The following is a 21098-nucleotide window of genomic DNA, read 5'->3' on the forward strand; positions in this document are numbered from 1 at the left end:
GTCCAAATACATGCTCAATCATTCCAGTCCGAGCGATCCCGGGTTCATCAAACCACGCGGATCGACCTGCTTTTTCACCGCGAGCAGCAGCGCTTCGGCCGCCGGATCCAGGCTGTCCCGATAGCGATAGGTGCGGCCGATCTGGAAATGCACCGCGCCATGGTCATGGAACAGATCGACCAGCGCGGCCTTGAGTGCCTTGGCGAGCTCCCAGGCCTCCGGATTCTCATCGAGCACCGGCAGCTTCGCGAAATGATCGGCGTCCATCGTATATTCGTGCGCCGGGTTCGACGCGTCGGGCCAGTAAAGGCACGGCTCGATCAGCGTCCCGGCTCCGCCCACCGCGGCAATCAGCGTCCCGGTAAAAATGCCAAGCCGTTCCATCTCCGCGCTATGCGTTTCGAACAAGGCTTCGATCGCGGCATAACAGGCCTGCGCCCGGGAATGCGGGACCAGGCCATGGACCGGGGCCCAGCGTTCGCCGCCCGGACCAAGCACGGAGTTAAGCGGACCAAAGGGATTGGCGCGGATGATCTTGGGAATCGTGTTTTCGGTCTCGCGGCCACCATGCTCGACAGCCAGGGCGGTCGCCTGTTCGATATCGGCGTCGGCGGCCGACTGGATGCGGCCCTCGCTCAATATATGGAGCGAGAATTTTGCATCCTTCAGGAAGTTCCGGCCGGCGGTCACCACCTTGGCGCCCTCTTTCAGCGCTTTCAGCACGCTGCCCTGCTTCTTCATCATATTGCCCAGCGCTTTGACATCGGATGTCATGCTGTCGCGCTGCATGCGGATCGCATTGAGATTGGGATCGAACCCAAAACATTCGGTCGCAACGCCCGCCCGCTCGATCGCCGCCATCGCGCCGAGGACACCTTCGCGCGTGTCGAAGATGAAGCTCGCATAGCCATGGGCTTCGGCATCGCGCACCAGCCGCAAGGTGATCGCTGCCTTCATGCCGAGCGCGCCGGTATCGGCGAGGAACAGCCCTGTCAGGTCGGGGCCATAGGGCCGCGAAAAATCGCTGCCGGTACGCATGATTGTGCCATCGGCCAACACGACCTCCAACGCGACACAGCTTTGGACAGCCGTGCCATAGCGGCCCGAGCCCCAGAAAACGCCGTTCTGGCTCATCCCGCCGCCAACCGTCGCTTTCAGTCCGGATAGAGTGCCCCAAAATGCGGTGCGCAAGCCTTGCGGTTGCAGGGCCTCATGCAGTGCCGCCCAGGTGCAACCGGGTTCGACGGTAACCGTCATATCCTCGGCATTGATCTCGAGGATCCGGTCCATCTTTTTGAGATCACACAGCACTGCGCCGCTTTGGGTCGGCGTATAGCCGCCGGTATAGCTCATGCCGCCGCCGCGCGGGATGACGGCTATATCGCGCGATGTTGCGGCTGCAACGGCGGCGGCCAGCTGGTCCTTATTGTTTGGCACCACAACGGCCAGCAGATCCGCGCCGCGCGCGTACAGATCATGCGCATGGAATTCGAGGCTTTCGGCATCGCTGAGAATCTGCGCCCCGCTTGCCGCCAAATCGGCAAGCACTCCACTGTCATTGTCTGCCAGGCTAGCCATCAGGCGAGCGCCTCCTGCGCATTTTCGGGCTCGGGTTCTGGAAATTCTGTCGGGTATCGTCCGAGCAAGAGCAGTAATCCACCACCGACAACAAAGCCTCCGATCGCAACCGTCAAAATCGGATCGAAGCTTCCCGTGCGATCAAACACCTGGGCGTATATCAGCGGCGACGAAGCCGAGAACAGACCGAACGGCATATAGAGCATGCCATATATCTTGCCATAATGCGCCATCCCGAAATAGCGTCCGGTGAGATAGGCGATCAGGTCGCTTTCGGCGCCAGCGGCAAAGCCGAGCAGGAAACCGGCAGCTGCGGCCAGCGGGAATGTGATATTTTCACCGAGCAAGATCCAGGCTGAAATGGCCGGCAGGCAGAGCAGCGGGAAGGCCACAAAACCTTGCCAGAAGCGATCGAGCAGCGCGCCTGTAATCAGCCGTCCGGCAAAGATGCCAATGCCAAGTATCCCCATGACCGTTGCCTGGGTCTGCGTATCGATATCACGCAAACCGAGCATGCGCGGCATATTGATAAAAGCACCGCCGAACGATGTGGCAATCAGCGCGATCGACAGCCAGATGATCCAGAACCGATAGTCTCTGAGTGCCATGCCGAGGGTCACACCGGTCAACTTTCCGGTTGCGCTCTCAATGGCCTTGGGTCGTTCATCGGGTCGCGGTTCGCGGAACAAGAAGAAACTAATGATCAGCGCGGCTATCGGAAACGCTCCCATGATTAAGAACATTTCTCGCCAGCCGAAATTCGTGATCGCCCAGACCGCGACCTGCGGCACGACCATAGCGGCTAGGCTAGTTCCCATCAGCAAGATTCCGAGCGCTAGCCCGCGATGCTTGAAGAACCACAGATTGATTGCGCGGCTCCAGGTCACCGGCGTCGATCCGATGCCTACGAAGCCGACAACAACCCAAAAGCCGTAATAGATATAGAGCGTTGACGGGTCGTTTGCGGTTGGCGTCAGCGATATCGCCGCAAAGGCGAGGGCAAAGGCGAATAGTGACCAAAGGGCCACCGGACGCACACCGAACCGATCTGCCATGGCGCCGAACACAGGCGCCAGGAAGGATGCAATCACTCCGAAAATCGTAATCGGTAACACCGCCTGCGTCTGGCTCCAGCCGAACTCGGCCGCCAATGGCGCGGCGGTGAAGCCGATGATATTATAGGGAATAGGCGAGGCGCCGCAGGCAACGCCGAGAACCCCCGCGAGCAAAGTCTTCCAGCCGAGGCTGAATTCATTCCGTTCGCTGTCGCTCTCGGCCCCTGCGGCGCTAGCCATTATTCGCTATGTCCGGCTGCCGGGGAGTCTTCGCCTTCGGCCGCGCGCATTTCGTCGATCATCTGGCGGAAGACCGTCCAGGTGGTCGCATTGGGTCGCGCATCGTCACCCGGAGGCGGTGCGGTATATTCCGGATAGTTCGCCTCGATCTCATTGCGCAGCACTTCAGGCAGTTCGTCATAACCGCCGCGCAGTTTGGAACCGACCGCGTTGAAGATCATCTGGCCTTCGCGGCTGCGCATCCGCATCCAGGGAAGCCAGGCTGCTACACGAACCCAACTTACCGTCGGATAGGCGGTCGCATTGTCTGTATCGAGAATATCGTCAGCGCGTGCGGCGAAATCGAAAATCTCCATCGCCTGATACATGTTGCCGACATATTCTTGATAATCGCCGCCCAGCGGGTTGGTGTAGAACAGCGGGACTTCGAACGGGATCAGCACCCAATCGCCAATCTGGCGATAGGTGGAAATCGAATAGGGCGATCCATCACGTCCCACCGGAAAATTCGGGGCGCGCATGTTCACCGGATCATTGGCAACATGCATTACGGGTACGGTTTCACCGGTCCAGGGATTCTCCCATTCGCGGAGCACTTCGCCGGTTTCCGGATCGGTATAGAGCATGATTTCACGGCTGACCTGGCGATAACCGGTGCCGCGCTCTGGATCCGTAACGCTAACGCATTGGCGGATATTCATGCCTTCAAGGTTGAAAACGTGCCGGTCGCGTTCACCGCGAACCCGTGAATAGCCGCGGCCCGACCAGTAATAGACGGCTGGCTCGCCATCGGCTTCACCACATTGCAGACGCTTGGATATTTCTACCGCGTCTTCCGGGACATTGGGATCGAGCGTGCGCGCTTCGGCAGCCATTCCCATTCCTGCAAGCGCCATTGTCGCGCATGCCAGTGTCAATTTCTTCAAACCCATTGAACCTCTCCCCTAGTCAAATTCTGTCCTGTAAGCCGTGCATAATTTGTCCGGACAAATTTTGACTTTGTCAATGGCCCGAGTCATAGCGGAGTGCAAGGGGAGTTTCTATGTCGCTCGATACTTTGGCGTATCCAACGCTTGTTTACATCCATCTGCTGCTTTTCGTCTTGTGGCTTGGCGCGGATGTTGGTGTTTTTCTGCTCGGACAGCATTTTCGCAAACGCGAAAACTATACGCTGGAGCAGCGACTCGCGCTCCTCAAGATGCTCGTCATTGTCGATATGACCCCGCGCAGCGCATGGGCGCTAATGGTACCGATCTCATTGTCTGTGCTCGCTGCAGGTAACTGGTGGGCAGTGCCGGGATGGTTGCTGATTGCCAGCTGGGTGGTTGGAGCCTTCTGGCTCTGGCTGGTCTGGGATGCGCATAATCATGATCAGACGCCGCGCGCGGCGCGCGACCGGGCGATTGAAAACTGGCTCAAATACGGCCTGACGGCTTTCTATCTCTGGCTCGGTATCCAGTCGCTGGTGACGGGCGCACCGCTCGATCAGTCTTGGATTGCCTGGAAAGCGGTGCTGTTCGGCGCCATCTTCGCAGCCGCGATCATGATCGATGTCGCCTTCAAGCCGGTCGGAGCCCAGCTCGGCAAGCTGCTTGAAGAAGGATCCAGCGACGAGACCGAGCTGCCGCTGCGCGCAACCATGGATCGCACCCGCATATGGGTCTGGATCGTTTATCTGCTGCTGATCGCGACATCCTATCTGGGCGTGGTAAAGCCGGTTTTCTAAGCAAATAGTTTCGTAATGCGTCAATCGGCGCTTGACTTTAAATTTGTCCGGACAAATTGTACGGCAAGAAGTGTGATAGGGAGTGAACTGACAGGTCATGGGCGGATTGAGTTCGATATTATTCGTACCCGGATCGCGACCGGATCGGTTCGCCAAGGCGGCTGAAACGGCCGCAGACCTGATCTGTATCGACCTTGAAGATGCCGTTGCACCCGACGGCAAAGACGCCGCCCGCGATGCGGCCATCGCTTCCCTTGAAACGCTGGACCCGGCTGGCGTCGCGATTCGCATCAATGGGCTCAAGACAGCCGATGGTTTGCGGGACTTGCTCGCGCTGCGCGATGCGGCCATCCTGCCACAGCTGGTTTTCATTCCGATGGTCGAAAGCGCGACCGAGGTAGAAATTGCCGCTGCCGTGCTGGGCGATCGGGCGCCTGGCCTTGTCCCGCTGATAGAAACCGTCAAAGGCCTGCGCGCCGGCGACGCGATTGCGGCAAGCCCCGGCGTTGCGGCGATGATGTTTGGCGGGGGTGATTTTTCGGCCGAGCTTGGAACCGATCTTGCCTGGGAGCCTTTGCTGGCGGCACGCAGCGCGTTCGTCATGTCATCGGCATCGGGCCGGGTGCCGGCGATCGATGTACCTTTCATCCTGCTCGACGATGATGCAGGCCTTGCAGAGGAAGTTCTCCGGGCCAAGGCTCTCGGTTTTGCGGCCAAGGCGGCGATCCATCCCAAACAGGTCGATGCGATCAATCGGATCATGCGCCCCAGCGAAGCGGAGCTTGCCGAAGCGCGCGAGGCGCTGGCCGCGTTTGCCGAAGCGGGTGGGAAAGTTATTCGCCATAATGGAAAAATGCTCGAAGCGCCGGTGATCAAGCGGTTCGAGGCAATGCTAGGTATCAAGGGGAAAGATAATGCGTGACGGAGTTGTCGAAGTCTCACCGGGCCGGTTTCGGGAGACATTCGGTCGCTATTTCGAGGATTTCGAAGTCGGCCATATCTATGAGCACCGTCCGGGTCGCACGATTACGGACACGGACAATGTGCATTTCACCTTGCTGACGATGAACACCCATCCCGCGCATTTCGACTATGAATTCGCCTCAAAAACGGAATTCAAAAAGCCGCTGGTCTGCTCGCCGCTGACGGTAGCGCTGATGGTTGGCATGAGTGTTTCGGATACCAGCCAGAAGGCGGTTGCCAATCTTGGCTGGGACAAGATCAAGCTGACCCATCCACTGTTCCCCGGCGATACGCTCTACGCGGAGAGCGAGGTGCTCGATAAGCGCGAGTCCAGCTCGCGCCCGGAACAGGGGATCGTGACCGTCAAGACGATCGGCAAGAACCAGCATGGCGATGTGGCCTGCACTTTCGAGCGGACAATGCTCATCTGGAAGCGCGGCTTTGGCAATGCCGACGATTAGGAGACGTTAGAGATGGCCACCGCCCCCGATACCAGCCGCCCGCCAATGGATCCGTCCGAAGAAACGGCGTTGCTCGATTCCATCCAGAAATGGATCGATCGTGAAGTCCGCCCGGTCGTGATGAAGCATGACCATGGCGATATCTGGCCGGAAGAACTGGTCGACCAGATGGCCGAGATGGGTCTGTTCGGTGCAACGATCGGAGAGGAATATGGCGGGCTTGGCCTGCCGGCGACTACCTACGCAAAAATCGTCGCGCTGATCTCCTCCTATTGGATGGCGCTTACCGGTATCTTCAATTCGCACCTGATCATGGCGGCGGCCGTCGAACGGTTCGGCACGGCTGAGCAAAAAGCGAAATGGCTGCCCAAATTCGCGACCGGCGAGATTCGTGGCGGCCTCGCGCTGACCGAGCCCAATGCCGGTACCGATCTCCAGGCGATCAAGGCGACGGCAGTCCGTGACGGCGATGATTATGTCATCAACGGCACAAAGACCTGGATTTCCAACGGTATTCACGGATCCTGCTTCGCGCTGCTGGTGAAGACTGACACCAAGATTGACCCCCGCTACAAGGGCATCAGCCTGATGATCGCGCCCAAGGGCGAAGGCTTCACCACCGGGCACAAGTTTGACAAGCTCGGCTATAAGGCGATCGACAGTGCCGAGCTGATCTTCGACAATTACCGGATTCCGGCTGACAATCTGATCGGCGGCGTGGAAGGCCATGGCTTTTTCCAGGCCACGGGAGGTCTTGAACTCGGCCGGATCAATGTCGCGGCGCGCGGCGTGGGCCTTGCCGAAGGATCGCTCCGACTGGCGACCGAATATGCGCAGGTGCGCGAAACGATGGGCAAGCCGATTGCCGAGCATCAGGCGATCCAGCTCAAGCTCGGCGAGATGGTCACCCGGGCCCAGGCGGCGCGGCTGCTGACCATCGAGGCGGCGGGCGCCTATGATCGCGGCGAACGCTGCGACATGGAAGCAGGCATGGCGAAATATTTCGCGTCCGAAGCGGCCGTGAAAAATTCCGAAGAATCGCTGCGCATCCATGGCGGTTACGGCTATTCCAAGGAATATGACATTGAGCGCTATTATCGCGACTCGATCCTGATGTGCATCGGTGAGGGGACCAATGAAATGCAGCGCATGATCATCTCCAAACAATGGGTCAAACGGAACCCGGTGTGAGCGATCGACCTCTTCCCCTTGCCGGTTACCGGATCCTCAGCGCCGAACAATATGGCGCCGGTCCCTATGGCACGATGTTCCTCGCCCAGCTGGGCGCGGAGGTCATCAAGATCGAACCACCCAAGGGCGGGGACACGGCGCGCGCCGTTGGGCCGCATTTCCTGCGCGAAGCGGAAAGTCTCTATTTTCAGACATTTAACTATAATAAACGCTCGCTGACCTTGAACCTCCAGAGCGAGGAAGGGCGCGAGATACTGCGCAAGCTCGCTGCCAACGCGCATGCGGTCGCCAATAATCTGCGCGGCGATCTGCCGGAGCGGCTGGGGCTCACCTATGACGCGCTAAAGGATGTGAACCCGGCGCTCGTCTGCGCCCATCTCTCCGCCTATGGCCGCGACAATGAGCGCGCCAAATGGCCGGGCTATGATTATCTGATGCAGGCCGAAGCGGGCTTCCTGTCGCTGACCGGAGAGCCGGATGGACCGCCGGTGCGCTTCGGATTGTCGATGGTCGATTTCATGACCGGCACGATGATGGCGGTGGGCCTGCTCGCCGCATTGACCGATGCCGAGCGCTCCGGGTTTGGCCGCGATATCGATGTCGATCTGCTATCAGCTGCAGCCCATCAAATGAGCTATCCCGGCCTCTGGTATATGAACGAGAATGACGTGACGCCGCGCGCACCCTTTGGCGCGCATCCCACGGCCACGCCGAGCCAGATGTTCCGCACCGCCGATGGCTGGATGTTTGTCATGGCGCAGCTTCCCAAATTCTGGTCGATCCTGGTCGAGGAAATCGGCCGGCCCGACCTGGCATCGGATGAGCGGTTCGACACACCCGCCAGTCGCCGCGACAATCGCGAGGCGCTGACGGCGGAGCTTGAGGGCGTATTCACCGCCCAACCGACCGCCCATTGGGTCGATCTGCTCAAAGGCAAGATGCCGGTTGCTCCGGTTAACTCGCTCGAAGAGGCGATGGATAATCCGTTCCTCGAGGAAACCGGTATGATCGATCATGTCGACCATCCCGATCGCGACCAAATCAAGGTGCTGACCAGCCCGATCAAGGTGGATGGCGATCGGCTTCCGGTTGAAGCCGGGCCACTACTCGGCGCGGATAGCGCGGATATCCTGGCCGAACTCGGTTATGACGCCGATGCGGTAGCTGAGCTCAAACAAAGCGGCATCGTTTAATCCATGGGGCAGCTGGACGGCATCACGGTGATCGACCTGTCGCTGTTCCTGCCGGGCCCGATGGCGACAATGATGATGGCCGATCAGGGCGCCGAGGTTATCAAGATCGAACCGGCTGCCGGCGATCCGGCGCGGCAGATGGCGCCCGAAGAGGCGGGACAGTCCGTCTGGTTCCGCAATCTCAACCGCGGCAAAAAGAGCATCGTGCTCGATCTCAAAAATGACGACGGCACCGCCCGGCTGCGCGAATTGATCGCCACGGCGGACGTGTTCGTCGAAGGCTTTCGCCCCGGTGTGATGCAGCGCCTGGGCTTTGACTATGAAGCCGTTTCGGCGATCAACCCGCGCATCATCTATTGTTCGATCTCCGCCTTTGGGCAGGAGGGCGCGATGGCCCATCATCCGGCGCATGATCTTGCCGTCCAGGCATTGACCGGCTTTCTCTCCGTCAATGATGGTGCGGATGGAACGCCCGTGGTGCCCGGCGTGCCGTCTGCCGATATGGCGGCCGGGCTTACCGCGCTTTCGGCCATCCTGATGGCGCTGATCGGTCGGGAGAAGAGCGGGCAGGGCGACTATATCGACGCGACGATGTTCGAAGCGATGCTGCCCTGGTGCGCGCATATTGCTGGCGGATCGATTGCTGGTGGCGCGCCGCCGCGCTCCCAATCCCAACGTTCGCTGGGTGGTGCGGCCTTCTATAACGTTTATGCAACCAAGGATGGTCGCCATGTCGCGCTCGGCGCGCGCGAAATGAAATTCGTCACCAACCTGCTGACGGCGCTTGACCGAACTGACCTGATCCCGCTCGGCGAAGCGGAGGCTGGGGAGCCCCAGGCCGAATTGCGCGCCTTTTTGGCCGAGGCATTTCTTGCCAAGACCCGCGACGAATGGATTGCATGGTTTGCTGACAAGGATGTCGCTTTCTCACCGGTGCTCGATTTCAGTGAGGCTTTGCAGAGCGATCTTGTCGCCGAACGCGAAATGTTGGTCGAGGTAGATGGCAGCCATCAAATCGCGCCCGCGATCCGCTTTAAACACGCATCATCGCGGCCGCTGGGTGCGGCGCCCGATCTGGATGAGCAGGGATGAGTGCGGTTCTAGCCTTCGGCGTCGATATGCATCGAATAGGCGAAGCGATCACCGGGATGGTGGCTGGCCGAAATCTCGAAGATCCGGTTCTTCGCGTCACGATAGGCGCGCAGGATCCGCAAAGTCGGCGCACGCCGCGAAATGCCAAGGCCCTTGGCGATGTCGGCACTCGCGCCGACCGCCTGGATATCCTGCGTCACATAGGCAACGCGCACACCGGCCAGTTCTTCCAGCTGGCGGAAGATTGTGACCTGGGAAGATCGGATCTCGGCCGCGGCTTCCGCATAATCACCATGGACATAGGCATCGGTGATCGCGATCGGTTTGGGATCGCCCAGCCGGGTCCGCACACCTTGGAACTGGTACCAGTCACCCTCGGTGTCGCCGCTGACATGGTCGGCAATCCGTCGCGGCAGGGCCGTCAGTCCGACCGGTTTGAAATCATATTGGGTATCCCGCGCATATTGCAGCAGCTCACCAACATTGGAGAGCGGCTGGTGCAGCGTGCCGCCACGCGCGGCCGCTGGCTGTATCACTGTGCCCGATCCGCGTTTGCGCTGGATAAGCCCTTCGGCAACCAAGCGACGCAGCGCTTCGCGCACCGTATACCGGCTCACGCCATGTTCGCGGCACAATTCGGTTTCGGTCGGGAACTGCCCCTCTTCGCTCAGATCGCCGCTCAAAATGGCTGCGCGCAGCGAATCGGCAAGCTGGACGTAACGGGGTTTTGCAGCGGCGTCGGACAAGAAATTTTCCCTTTGCGGCTTCAGGCCAGAGCGGTGGCTGTATGAGCGAACCGCTTCTGACGCAACTTTCAGAAAGATTAGCGCGACCCGTCGGCGAAAGCGATAGGCAGCGTGCGCGCTTGCATTTGCTCGACTGGCTGGCCTGTGTTGCAGGGGCGCGGAAGAGTGAAGTGGCCCAAGCTTTCTTCGCTGGCTTTCAAGGTGATCCGAAGCTGAAGGCCGCATATCTCGGCAACCTTCTCGAAATGGACGATGTGCACCGCACAGCGTTGCTGCATCCCGGCCCGGTAATCTGGCCATCGGCAATTCGCGGTGCTTCGGATAAGTTTGAAGTCGATGGCCTAGACGCGGTCCTCGACGCTGCGATCTGTGGGTATGAAGCGATGATTGCGATTGGCGCGAGCCTTGATGCGCATCACTATGCCCATTGGCATCCCACAACCTCGGCCGGTATGTTCGGCGCGGCAGCCGCAGAAGCAGCAGTTGCGCAATTGGACGTGTCACATATGGCCAATGCACTGGCGCTGGCTGGTTCGGTGACTGGAGGCTTTTGGCAGCTCCGTCATAGCAGCAACCAAGCCAAGCAATGGCATTTGCTGCATCTGGGACTGACCGGCTGGCAAGCGACCGAAATGGCTGAAGCCGGTGTGACAGGACCGCTTGATCTGTTGGAAGGTCAGCAGGGCCTGTACGCTGCAATGACTAAGGAGCCCGGTCCGCTCGCGAACAATGGCGATAGCTGGCTCATCCATACGGTTAGCTTCAAGCCTTTTGCGGCATGCCGCCATGCCCATCCGGCGATCGATGCGGCGATGGAGTTGCGCAAGGCGGGCAAGCTCGCTGCGCCATTCCATGTCGAAAGCTATGCGGATGCCCTGGCCTTTTGCGATCGGCCCGGTCCGGTGACCGAGCTCGATGCGAAATTCTCGCTCCAGCATTCGGTGGCGGTCGTCGCGGACGGTCGCGATGCCAAGCCTGAAGATTTCACCGAAGAGGCGATTGCAGCGCTGGCCGATCTCCGTGCGCAGGTTACGGTGGCCGAGGACCCGGCGATAACGGAGCGCTATCCGGCCCATTTCGGCGCGCGGGTGAATGGGTTGGAACTGGTCGATACGCTTGGCGATCCGGAGAGACCGGTGGACGAAGCGGCGATTATCGCCAAGATGGAAAGCCTTGCCGCATGGGGCGGTTTGGACGCAGCCGAGGCCGACCGGGCGGTGGAGATCGCTTTACGCGGCGACAAAGCCGAGGCGGTGGAAGCTTTATTGGAGGACTGGCTGACATGAGCGGCACGGCACGCCTCCTGGATTTCGCGTCGAGCGATCATGCGCTTCCCGATAGCGCGCGCGCGGCCTCGCTACGCCTGCTGGCCGATACTCTGGCGGGCGGCGCGGCGGGCGCGATGTCCGATGAAGCCCAGCATTTGCTGAGCGCCGTGCGCAATTGGGGTGAGGGTGGCAAGGCGCGCCTGATTGGTCTTGAAGACCGCCTCCCTGCGCCGTCTGCGGCCTGGTTCAACGGTTTCGCGGTCCATTGCCTCGAATGGGACGCGGTGCACGAACCGGCGGTTGTCCATGCGCTGTCGGTTGCTACCGCCGCATTGCTCGCTGCATCGGACCGGCAAGGCGGCAGCGATCCAGATGTCTTTCTCACCGCGCTCGCGGTCGGGGTCGATATCGCCAGCGGCATGGGTGTCGCGGCGACGGGCGCGATGGAGTTTTTCCGCCCGGCCACGGCTGGCGTGATCGGTGCGTCCTTGGCCGTCGCAAGGCTGGAAGGGCTGGCGCCCGAACGCTTCGCCGATGTGCTCGGCCTCGCATATTCGCAAGCGGGTGGCACGATGCAGGCGCATGTCGAAGCCTCGGTCGCGCTGCCCTTGCAGATCGGCAATGCCGCCCGCGCCGCGATCACCGCCGTCGATCTGGCCAAGGCCGGCATGGATGGCCCGCATGACGGGATTGAAGGCCCGTTCGGCTATTTCGAGCTATTCGAGCCCGGCGATCTGAGCCGCTACACCGATAGGATCGGCGCGCGCTGGCTAATCGAGGAGGTCAGCACCAAGCCCTTCCCGTCAGGTCGGGCGAGCCATGGCGTGCTGGGTACGATCGATAATATGCTGCGCGCGGGGGAGCTGGATGCGAATGCCGTCGCCAGTGTCGATATCGCAGCCCCGCCGCTGATCAACCGGCTCGTCGGCCGGCCCTATACGCCCGATATGGCGCCGAGCTATGCGCGGCTCTGCCTTGCGTTCCTGTTGCCGCTGATGCTGCGCGACGGGATCGTCAATCCGGCCTGTTTTACGCCGGACCAGTTTACCGATCCTGCGCTCCGTGCGCTGGCGGAGAAGGTGACTGTCCGGCTCGACGATAATCCCGATCCCAATGCGCTCGCCCCGCAACAGCTGGCGATCACGCTGACCGATGGCAGCCGGATCGAGCGCATCATTACCGACAATCTTGGCAGCCCGGATGCGCCGATGAGCGCCGATCAGGCCGCCGCCAAATATGATCTGTGCCGCACGCTTGCATCGCCCGATGGAGACGTGCGGCTGTTCGATAAACCCCTTAGCTATGCAACGGACCCGCAATGAGTTTTCCGACCTATTTTGAAGCCTTTGACGCTCAACAGATGCTGGCCGATTATCCGGTCGGCGAAGATTTCGTCGCCCGCTACACCGCCATGTCGCGCGATGAGCTGCATGCGATCCAGGATGCGCAGTTTAAGACGCTGATGAAGCGCGGCTGGGAAATTCCCTTTTATCAGCGGCTTTGGGGCGCGCAGGGGATTGAGCCCGGCGATATCCAGGGGTTGGCCGATATCACCAAGCTGCCAGTGTACGACAAGACCGACCTGATGGCCTCGGTGAATGACTATCCGCCTTATGGCGATTTTGACGGGCGCGGCAGTGACCCGGTTGTCTTCCACACGACAAGCGGGACGACCGGGCGGCCCCAGCCATTGATGTTCGGCCCCAAGGGCCGCGAGGTCACAAACCTGCTCGTCGGCCGCATGTATCGCTGGATGGGTTTGCAGTCCGACGATGTGATCCAGTCGGTCTATGGCCATGGTATGATCAATGGCGGCCATTATATTCGCGAGGCCGTCACCCATTTCACCAATTCGCTGTTCTTGAGCGCGGGGACCGGGATCGAGACGCGCTCGGTAAACCAGGTCAATCTGATGGCCGATTTCGGCGTCACCTGCATGGTGGGTTTCGTTGACTATGTCCGCAAGCTCGCTGAAGTGGCGGAAGCCGAGAAGCTGTTCGACCGGATCAAGCTGCGGATGATCATCGGCCATCTGGGTACCGAGGATCGCGCCTCGACCGAAGATGCCTGGCACGGTGCCAAGGCCTATGACTGGTATGGCGTGGGCGACACCGGATCGATTGCCGGCGAGGGGCCAGACCGGAACGGGCTCTATGTGTGGGAAGATGCACAGTTTCTCGAGCTGCTCGATGTCGATAGCGGCGCAGCGGTTGCGCAAGGCGATACCGGCGACATGGTCGTCACCTGTCTGTTCAAGGACGATATCGCGCCGTGCATCCGCTTCAACACCCATGATGTGACCGAAGAACTGTCCGGCACCAATGATACGGGCATGGTTTTCAAACGGATTTCGGGCTTCAAGGGCCGCAGCGACAATATGGTCAAGCTGCGCGGCATCAACATCTTCCCGCATGCGATCGGCGCGATCATCGAAAACCGCGGTGACCTGACCGGCGAATATGTCTGCCGAGTGACGCGCGATGAGGCTGGCCGCGATGATATGCAGGTCACGCTCGAAAGCCGGGGCGGCACCGACGCCGGCGAGATTGGCGAACTGTTGCGCAAGGGCATTGGCATCGAGGTCGGCGTTGAGCTGGTCGGGATCGGCGACACCGCCAAGGACACGCAGATCGATGTCCGGCAAAAACCGATCCGGCTGATTGACGAGAGGAAGATTTGACCGAAGCGGCTCATCATCATGGCGTGGCCGCGCTGCTGGCCCTTTATCGGGCGGGCGCGCTGATGCCGTCCGACGTCGTCGATGCGACGTTGGACCGGATCGCTGCGCTAAATGGCGATCTCAACGCGTTTGTCGAGCTAGACGAAGCCGGTGCGTTACAAGCCGCAGCAGAAAGCGATCGGCAGATTCTCTCCGCCGCGCCGCGTCCGCTCGAAGGTGTACCGGTGGCGATCAAAACCAATATCGATGTCGAAGGCCTGGTGACGAGCGCGGGGATTGAGGCCCGCAAGGATTATGTGGCCGAGAGCGATGCGCAGGTCGTGGCTGATCTACGCGATGCCGGGGCGATCATTCTCGGCACGCTTAACATGGAAGAAGCGGCGCTGGGCGCAAAAACCGACAATCCCTGGCTCGGGGCGGCACAGAACCCGCATCGGATCGGATACACACCGGGAGGCTCTTCCGGCGGGAGCGGCGCGGCGGTTGCTGCTGGCCTGTGCGTCGCGGCGCTGGGGACCGACACGCTCGGTTCGGTCCGCGTGCCATCCGCCTATTGCGGCGTTTATGGCCTGAAGCCGACCTATGGTGCGATCTCACAAAACGGCCTCGAAATATGCGAAGGCTCGCTCGATGTTATCGGCCCGCTGGCGCGCTCGCTTGGTGATCTCGAGATCATCTCGCGCGTGCTTATCGACATGGACGATGCTCAGCCGATTGGTGCACCGGCGCTGCTCGAAGGATTGGGCGATGTGGAATGCGAACCAGCGGTTCTCACGGCATACGAGAAGGCATGCGAGCTCACCGGTGCGAGCGCCAGCTTCTCGCTGCCTGACCCGCTGACGCGTATCCGCTTTGCCGGGTTCATCGCCGCGGCCCGGGCGCTCCATGCCCATCTCGCCGAATTGCGCGCGAGCGATCCGGAAGGCCTGTCAGACAATCTGAAATTCCTCATAGATATCGGCCCCAAGCGCGATGCGGCGGATCTGGCTGAAGACCAAGCTGTGCTCGAACGCACCCGCGCAACGATCCAATCGGTGGTAGCTGAGCACGGAGCGATCCTGCTGCCGACCATGCCGCAAGCGGCGTTCCCGCACAGCGATAAGGCACCTGCCAATCAGGCCGATTTCACCTGTCTGGCGAATATCGCGGGGCTACCGTCGCTCAGCATTCCGGCGGGTACCAACGAACACGGCCTGCCGGTCGCGATCCAGTTGATCGGAGCGGCAGGCAATGAAGCGGGGCTGTTCGCACTTGCGCGCGGCCTCGATACGCAATTGGACGGCTATCGCCCGCCCGATCTATTCTAGAGAGAGAGACAAGAGGAGAGAGACATGCGCATCATCGTATTGTTCAACCTGAAAGACGGCGTCAGCGTCGCAGAATATGAAGAATGGGCCAAGACGCGCGATATACCGGGCGTAAATGCACTGGGATCGGTCAGCGGCTTCACGGTCCACAAGGCCAGCGGCGTGTTCGGCGATGACAGCGCCAAGCCTGTCTATGACTATTTCGAGATTATCGACATTACGGACATGGACGCCTTTGTCGGCGATATCTCGACCGAGGAATTCCAGGCGGCTGCCGCGCCGTTCCAGGACTATGCGGACAATCCGCAATTCATCCTGACCGAAGATCTGTAGGAGAGACGCAATGGGCCGCTTTTCGGGCAAGACCATCATTGTCACCGGTTCGGGCCGCGAAAAGGGGCTGGGCCAGGGCATCCTTCAGCATTTCGCCGATGAGGGCGCGAATTGCGTCGTTTCGGATCTCGAAATCGGTGAAGAAGCCGAACGCGTGGCCGAGGAATTGCGAGGCCGCGGCGCGGATGTTGCAACGATCGCCTGCGATGTCAGTGATGCCGCCCAGTGTCAGGGGTTGGTTGAGCAAACGGTCGAACGGTTCGGCGCGATCGACATCATGGTCAATAATGCAGGGATCGGTTTCTTGATGAAGCCCCTGCTCGAAGTCGACACGGCCAAGGAATGGGATCCGGTAATCGCGGTCAATCTCTCGGGCGCGTTTTACTGCACCCAGGCCGCCGCCAAGGCGATGGTCGCGGCCGGCAATGGCGGGCGGATCATCAATATTGCCAGCCAGGCCGCCAAGACCGGCTTTCCGCACCTGCCAGCCTATGTCAGCTCCAAGCATGGCATGGTCGGCCTGACACGCGCGAGCGCGGTTGAGCTCGGCGCGCACGGCATCACTGTCAATGCGGTCTGCCCCAATCATGTAACGACGGCCTTGGGCGCGGAGCAGAATGAATATTTCTCCAAGCTTTTGGGCTTTGACAGCGTTGAGGCGTATCTTGCCAATATGAGCGCGAAGAATCCGATGGGACGTCCGGGGCTGCCGACCGATACAGCCGCGGCCTGCGGTTGGCTTGCGAGTGAAGAGGCGATCTACGTAACCGGCGAAGCGCTCAACGTGTCGGGCGGCGAGGAAATGCACTAGGCAGAAATTGCGCGAGCCCGCCCGGAACGTAGGGCGTGCGCGAGGAGACGAGGAATAATGCAGGAAGAACGGATCGACTGGCCGAACGGCGCGAAGATGGCGCTGAGCGTTGTCGTCAATGTCGAAGAAGGCAGCGAGATGACCGTTGCGCGGGGCGACAAAGGCATGGAGCCGGTCGATGAGCTGGGTATTCATATCCGCGCGCCGATCCGAAACTATGGCAATGAATCCAACTATATGTATGGCATCAAGGCCGGGTGCCCGCGGATCGTAAAACTGCTGCGCGCCTTTGACATCAAGGCGAGCTGGACCGTCGCCGCCCTGTCGCTGGAAAACCATCCGCAGATCGCCGAGGCGATTGCCGAGCTTGGCCATGAACCGGTCAGCCATGGTTGGCGCTGGGTACATCAGTTCAAGCTCGACGAAGAGGCCGAGCGTGAGTTTATTCGCAAGGCGGTGACCTCGATCGAGAAAACCGTCGGCGTCAGGCCCTATGGTTGGCTGTCCCGTTATTTCCACACCGACGAGACCCGCAGGCTCCTGATCGAGGAAGGGTTTGCCTATCACATGGACGATTATTCGGGCGATATTCCCTATTGGGACAAGGAGACGGTGCCGGACACGCCACTGGTGATCCTGCCCTATCAGCTCGACAATAATGACATGAAGATGTGGACGGACCCGGCACTGACACCGCATCAATGGCTCGATTATGCCAAAGCCAATTTCGACCAGATCTATCGCGAGGGTGAAGAGGGCAATTCCAAGATGATGAGCCTTGGCTTGCATTTGCGGATCATCGGCCGGCCTGGACGGATATGGGCGCTTGAAGAATTCTTCAAACATGTCCGCGCGCATGACGATGTCTGGGTCACGACCCGGCATGAAATCACTCAGCATTTTGCCCAGGTGGAACCCGCATGACGCGCGTCGCTCACAAACCTTCTCCCTTGATGGGAGAAGGATATGCAGCCTTGGCGACGCAGGAGCCTAGGCGAAGTTGGATAAGGGTGAGCGCTCGCCCGGCGAGCGCGCGGAGCTTCACTCCGCTCACCCTCACCCGGCTCCGACTAAGCGGCACAGCCGCTAAGTCTGCGCAGCCCTCTCCCATCAAGGGAGAGGGATCATGACGCTGCGCCTCGAGAAAGATGGCAAGATCGCGCAGCTGCTGATCGATCGACCGGACAAGCGCAACGCATTCACGCAGGAGATGTGGGAGCTGTTCCCGACCCTGCTTGCTGATGCGATGGCCGACGACGCGATCCGCGTGCTGATGGTGAAGGCGAGCCAGGCGGACAGCGCCTTTAGTGCGGGCGCCGATATTGGTGAGTTCTCCGCTGGTGCCAAGGATCCTGACTGGCGCGCCAAAAACCAGGCCGCGATCCGCAAGGTCCAGCATGATCTGGCGCGGGCCCCCAAGCCGACTGTTGCGGTGATTGACCAGGATTGCATCGGCGGCGGCTGCGGTATTGCGATCGCCTGCGATATGCGGGTGGCAGGGTCAAATTCGCGCTTCGGTATTACGCCGGCAAAGCTCGGTCTTGTCTATTCGCTCCATGATACGAAGCTGCTCGTTGATCTGGTCGGCCCGGCTCAGGCGAAACGCATCCTCTTCACCGGCCAGCTGCTCTCTGCAGCCGAAGCGCAGGCGATCGGGTTGGTAACAATGCTTGCCGATGATCCGCATGGGGAAGCAGCGGCGCTTGCAGAGACCATGGCCTCGGTATCCTCGCACAGCCAGAAGATGAGCAAGGCGATTGTCCGGCGCATCCTGGATGGCCAGGCCGATGACGATGCGGAAACGGCGGCGCAATTCGATGCCGCGTTTGAGGGTGAAGATTTCAGGGAAGGCGTCAGCGCCTTTCTCGAGAAGCGAAAGGCAGAATTTTGATGCGCCACGGAATGCGCAGCGTTCCGAAGCGTCAACTCCCGCGCGGGCGGGAGTCACATCCAGCTGGGTGGTGCATTTCAGCCAGTGAATCCCGCCTGCGCGGAAATGACGCGTTACCCAATGACATGGGGAGAACAGCATGAAACATGGAAGCATATTGGGTGGGGTCGTAACGACACCCGATCTCGACATGGCCCTGGCAGATTATGAAGGCACGCTCGATATGAAGCTGGTTGAGCGAGGCGTCGTCCCGGACGCGCTGGCCGCGAGCTGGGGTGTTGCGGAAAGTGCGGGCCAGCCTGTGGCGACACTGCAACCCAAGAGCGGCGCGCATTGCTTCATCCGGCTCGTCCAGCAGCCCGATCATCCCGACTTCACACCCACGCGCACCTATGGTTGGGCGGCCTATGAACTGACCGTGCAGGATGTGTTCGGTTGGCCTGATCGATTGGTCGGCAGTGGTTTTGATATTGTCGGTCCGCCAAAGGAACTCGAAGGCTTGCCATTCTTCGTACCGATGCAGGTGACGGGGCGCGGCCAGGAGATGGTCTATCTCAACGAGGTGCGCGAAAACACGCCTTCGTCCGATCTTCCCCATGCCCAATCGCTGACCGATCATATCTTCATCGTGATCCTGGCAACACCGGATCGTGCCGGTACGGTTGCCTGGTATCGCGATACGCTCGGCCTTGACGAGGGCGATACCTATACGCTTGAATATACAATGATAAATGACGCATTCGGCGCGCCGGAAGGGACGCAGTCGGACCTCACCATGGTCCAGAATGACCGTCTCCCGATCGTCGAGGTGGATGATTATCCGGACGAAGCGACGCCGCGCGCGCGGCACAGCGGCATGCTGCCGCCGGGCAATGCGCTGGTCACGCTTGCGGCTGACAATCTGGATGCGCTGGAGTGTGACTGGATCACGCCGCCCGCTGTGCAGGCAGGGCCGCTTTACGATGGCCGCCGCGCTGCAACGCTGATCGGGCCGGCGGGTGAAATCCTCGAACTGATAGAGATGAGCAGATGACCAAAGTGACGCCGCCCGCCGCCTATATCGTCTGGTGCACGGACTATCCGGGCGATGAACCGACGCGCTTGCGCGAAGAGCTCGCGCCCGCACATTTTGCGCATATCGAGACGATCTTCGACAAGATCCGCGTGGCCGGGCCCGTGCGTGACGACAATGGCAAGACGATCGGTTCGATGTTGATCTTCAATGCTGAGAGCGAAGCCGAAGCCCGTGCGCTGATCGATCGCGACCCCTATGCAGGTGCGGAAATCTGGGAGAGTGTTGAAATCCGGCCGTTCCTGCCGGCCGCTGGCGAATGGATAGGCGGCAAGATCTGGTAGTCTAGGCGTGTTTGCCGGGCTTCCAGTCACCGCCAAAACTCTCAAGCGCGAAGCTGAGCGGGGCATCCTCGAGCGGTGTGGCCAGCGTGTCATTCCAGCGGTTCAAGAAACCGAATAGGCTAATGAGCGCGACCATCTCGACAATCTGTCGCTCGGTCCAATGTGCACGCAGCGCTTCAAAATGGGCTTCGGTTGTGGCGTTGGGCACCTGGCCCGCCGCAAAGGCCAGATCGAGGGCGGTGCGTTCGGCATCGGTAAAGAGATCACTTGTCTGATACTCCCACACCGCCGCCACTTTCTGGGCATCGACGCCGGACATTTGCGCCGCGCCATGGGCCGTATGCGCCTCGCAATAGCGGCATCCTGCGGCATTGCTCGCGACCATTGCCATCATCCGCTTCAGGCCGAGACTGACTTCCCGTGAGCCATAAATCGTACCGATCAACCCTTCGAGCGGCCCAAGCAGTTCGGGCCAGCGGGCCATGGTAATGATGTCGTTCGAGGCAAAGCCCATCCGCTCTTCAGCCTCGCCCAGTCGATTGCGCAGCTCATCCGGCAAGGCATCCAGGGGCAGGGGATCGATACGCGCCATGCTCAGGCGGCTTCACCATGTTTGCCAATCGCCCATCCGGCGGGCTGCATGATCGCTTCAGCGAAATCGCGTGGCTCGGCTTCGAGCGTCGTCGCCATTGTGTCGTTCCAGCGATTGAGAAAACCGAAGACCGAGATCACGGCGACGATCTCGACAATTTCGCGCTCGCCATAATGGGCACGCAGCGCTTCGAAATGGGCATCGGTCGCGGCATTGGGCACCTGTCCCGCAGCAAAGGCGAGGCCCAGCGCGGCGCGTTCGGCATCGGAGAAGAGATCGCTCGTCTGGAATTCCCAGACCTTGGCGACCTTGTCTTCCGATACGCCCATCTTTTCGGCCGAACCATGGGTAGTGTGCGCCTCGCAATAGCGGCATCCAGCGGCGCTGCTGACGACGGCAGCGATCATCTGTTTGAGATCCTGGGGCAGGGTTCCGCCGCCCAGGACCGTTGCAACAAGCGGCGTGAAACTCTGCACCAGCTCGGGCCAATGGGCCATGGTCAGCATCGAATTGGGCACAAAGCCCATCCGCGCTTCGGCCATGGCGAGCATCGGCTTAAGCTGTTCGGGCACATTCTCCAACGTCAGCGGGTCGATATGGGCCATGGCAATTTCC

At 60.5% G+C, this 21098-nt stretch carries 22 protein-coding genes; 16 read left to right on the plus strand and 6 right to left on the minus strand.

Features of this window, described 5'->3' with window-relative positions:
• Nucleotides 1-18: 18 nt before the first annotated feature.
• From HFP51_RS13335 to HFP51_RS13345, 3 genes are read right to left on the minus strand one after another with little or no spacing between them, the layout of a single operon-like run.
• The gene (locus HFP51_RS13335) at nt 19-1578 is read right to left on the minus strand and encodes an FAD-binding oxidoreductase (protein WP_176876199.1); all 1560 of its coding nucleotides are present in this window, start codon (nt 1576-1578) and stop codon (nt 19-21) included.
• On the minus strand, nt 1578-2873 hold the full coding sequence (locus tag HFP51_RS13340) for an MFS transporter (protein ID WP_176876200.1): 1296 nt from the start codon (nt 2871-2873) through the stop codon (nt 1578-1580). Before HFP51_RS13340 ends, HFP51_RS13335 begins: the two co-directional genes overlap by 1 nt.
• Entirely contained in the window at nt 2873-3805 is a 933-nt protein-coding gene (locus HFP51_RS13345; RefSeq protein WP_176876201.1) for a DUF1838 family protein, read from the minus strand. The genes HFP51_RS13340 and HFP51_RS13345 overlap by 1 nt, the downstream gene beginning before the upstream one ends.
• A gap of 110 nt (nt 3806-3915) precedes the next feature.
• Here HFP51_RS13345 and HFP51_RS13350 point away from each other — a divergent pair, with 110 nt between their 5' ends.
• The 6 genes from HFP51_RS13350 to HFP51_RS13375 all read left to right on the plus strand — a co-directional run bounded on the left by HFP51_RS13350 (nt 3916) and on the right by HFP51_RS13375 (nt 9499).
• Complete coding sequence (locus tag HFP51_RS13350) at nt 3916-4599, plus strand: hypothetical protein (protein ID WP_176876202.1); 684 nt, start codon at nt 3916-3918, stop codon at nt 4597-4599.
• Between the two features lie 97 nt (nt 4600-4696).
• The gene (locus tag HFP51_RS13355; protein ID WP_176876203.1) at nt 4697-5521 is read left to right on the plus strand and encodes a CoA ester lyase; all 825 of its coding nucleotides are present in this window, start codon (nt 4697-4699) and stop codon (nt 5519-5521) included.
• Nucleotides 5514-6023 carry a MaoC family dehydratase gene (locus tag HFP51_RS13360; protein ID WP_176876204.1) on the plus strand — a complete coding sequence of 170 codons (510 nt, stop codon included), beginning with the start codon at nt 5514-5516 and terminating at the stop codon, nt 6021-6023. The genes HFP51_RS13355 and HFP51_RS13360 overlap by 8 nt, the downstream gene beginning before the upstream one ends.
• A 12-nt stretch (nt 6024-6035) precedes the next feature.
• Entirely contained in the window at nt 6036-7214 is a 1179-nt protein-coding gene (locus HFP51_RS13365; protein WP_176876205.1) for an acyl-CoA dehydrogenase family protein, read from the plus strand.
• Nucleotides 7211-8407 (plus strand): CaiB/BaiF CoA-transferase family protein, encoded by a 1197-nt coding sequence (locus HFP51_RS13370; RefSeq protein WP_255454677.1) that lies wholly within the window; start codon nt 7211-7213, stop codon nt 8405-8407. Before HFP51_RS13365 ends, HFP51_RS13370 begins: the two co-directional genes overlap by 4 nt.
• Before the next feature lie 3 nt (nt 8408-8410).
• Entirely contained in the window at nt 8411-9499 is a 1089-nt protein-coding gene (locus HFP51_RS13375) for a CaiB/BaiF CoA-transferase family protein (RefSeq protein WP_176876207.1), read from the plus strand.
• Between the two features lie 8 nt (nt 9500-9507).
• Here the strand turns inward: HFP51_RS13375 and HFP51_RS13380 are convergent, their stop codons facing one another.
• The gene (locus tag HFP51_RS13380; protein WP_255454678.1) at nt 9508-10245 is read right to left on the minus strand and encodes a GntR family transcriptional regulator; all 738 of its coding nucleotides are present in this window, start codon (nt 10243-10245) and stop codon (nt 9508-9510) included.
• 41 nt (nt 10246-10286) lie between these two features.
• Between HFP51_RS13380 and HFP51_RS13385 the strand changes: the two genes are divergently transcribed.
• The 10 genes from HFP51_RS13385 to HFP51_RS13430 all read left to right on the plus strand — a co-directional run bounded on the left by HFP51_RS13385 (nt 10287) and on the right by HFP51_RS13430 (nt 19891).
• Complete coding sequence (locus HFP51_RS13385) at nt 10287-11531, plus strand: MmgE/PrpD family protein (protein WP_255454679.1); 1245 nt, start codon at nt 10287-10289, stop codon at nt 11529-11531.
• Nucleotides 11528-12835 carry an MmgE/PrpD family protein gene (locus HFP51_RS13390; protein ID WP_176876210.1) on the plus strand — a complete coding sequence of 436 codons (1308 nt, stop codon included), beginning with the start codon at nt 11528-11530 and terminating at the stop codon, nt 12833-12835. The genes HFP51_RS13385 and HFP51_RS13390 overlap by 4 nt, the downstream gene beginning before the upstream one ends.
• Nucleotides 12832-14193 carry a phenylacetate--CoA ligase family protein gene (locus HFP51_RS13395; protein WP_176876211.1) on the plus strand — a complete coding sequence of 454 codons (1362 nt, stop codon included), beginning with the start codon at nt 12832-12834 and terminating at the stop codon, nt 14191-14193. The genes HFP51_RS13390 and HFP51_RS13395 overlap by 4 nt, the downstream gene beginning before the upstream one ends.
• On the plus strand, nt 14190-15500 hold the full coding sequence (locus HFP51_RS13400; RefSeq protein WP_176876212.1) for an amidase: 1311 nt from the start codon (nt 14190-14192) through the stop codon (nt 15498-15500). Before HFP51_RS13395 ends, HFP51_RS13400 begins: the two co-directional genes overlap by 4 nt.
• A 24-nt stretch (nt 15501-15524) precedes the next feature.
• The gene (locus HFP51_RS13405) at nt 15525-15833 is read left to right on the plus strand and encodes an REDY-like protein HapK (RefSeq protein WP_176876213.1); all 309 of its coding nucleotides are present in this window, start codon (nt 15525-15527) and stop codon (nt 15831-15833) included.
• Between the two features lie 10 nt (nt 15834-15843).
• The gene (locus HFP51_RS13410; protein WP_176876214.1) at nt 15844-16644 is read left to right on the plus strand and encodes an SDR family NAD(P)-dependent oxidoreductase; all 801 of its coding nucleotides are present in this window, start codon (nt 15844-15846) and stop codon (nt 16642-16644) included.
• Nucleotides 16645-16701: 57 nt separating this feature from the next.
• Nucleotides 16702-17568, plus strand: a complete 867-nt coding sequence (locus tag HFP51_RS13415; RefSeq protein WP_176876215.1) for a polysaccharide deacetylase family protein — start codon at nt 16702-16704, stop codon at nt 17566-17568.
• Nucleotides 17569-17770: 202 nt separating this feature from the next.
• Nucleotides 17771-18535, plus strand: a complete 765-nt coding sequence (locus HFP51_RS13420) for an enoyl-CoA hydratase/isomerase family protein (protein WP_176876216.1) — start codon at nt 17771-17773, stop codon at nt 18533-18535.
• Between the two features lie 139 nt (nt 18536-18674).
• Nucleotides 18675-19568: a hypothetical protein gene (locus tag HFP51_RS13425; protein ID WP_176876217.1), complete on the plus strand. Its 894-nt coding sequence runs from the start codon at nt 18675-18677 to the stop codon at nt 19566-19568.
• On the plus strand, nt 19565-19891 hold the full coding sequence (locus tag HFP51_RS13430; RefSeq protein ID WP_176876218.1) for a YciI family protein: 327 nt from the start codon (nt 19565-19567) through the stop codon (nt 19889-19891). The genes HFP51_RS13425 and HFP51_RS13430 overlap by 4 nt, the downstream gene beginning before the upstream one ends.
• Before the next feature lies 1 nt (nt 19892).
• Here HFP51_RS13430 and HFP51_RS13435 read toward each other — a convergent pair whose 3' ends face one another.
• Nucleotides 19893-20483: a carboxymuconolactone decarboxylase family protein gene (locus tag HFP51_RS13435; RefSeq protein ID WP_176876219.1), complete on the minus strand. Its 591-nt coding sequence runs from the start codon at nt 20481-20483 to the stop codon at nt 19893-19895.
• Nucleotides 20484-20485: 2 nt separating this feature from the next.
• Nucleotides 20486-21088 (minus strand): carboxymuconolactone decarboxylase family protein, encoded by a 603-nt coding sequence (locus HFP51_RS13440; RefSeq protein WP_176876220.1) that lies wholly within the window; start codon nt 21086-21088, stop codon nt 20486-20488.
• Nucleotides 21089-21098: the final 10 nt, after the last annotated feature.

The organism is Parasphingopyxis sp. CP4, from assembly GCF_013378055.1.
GTDB lineage: Bacteria > Pseudomonadota > Alphaproteobacteria > Sphingomonadales > Sphingomonadaceae > Parasphingopyxis.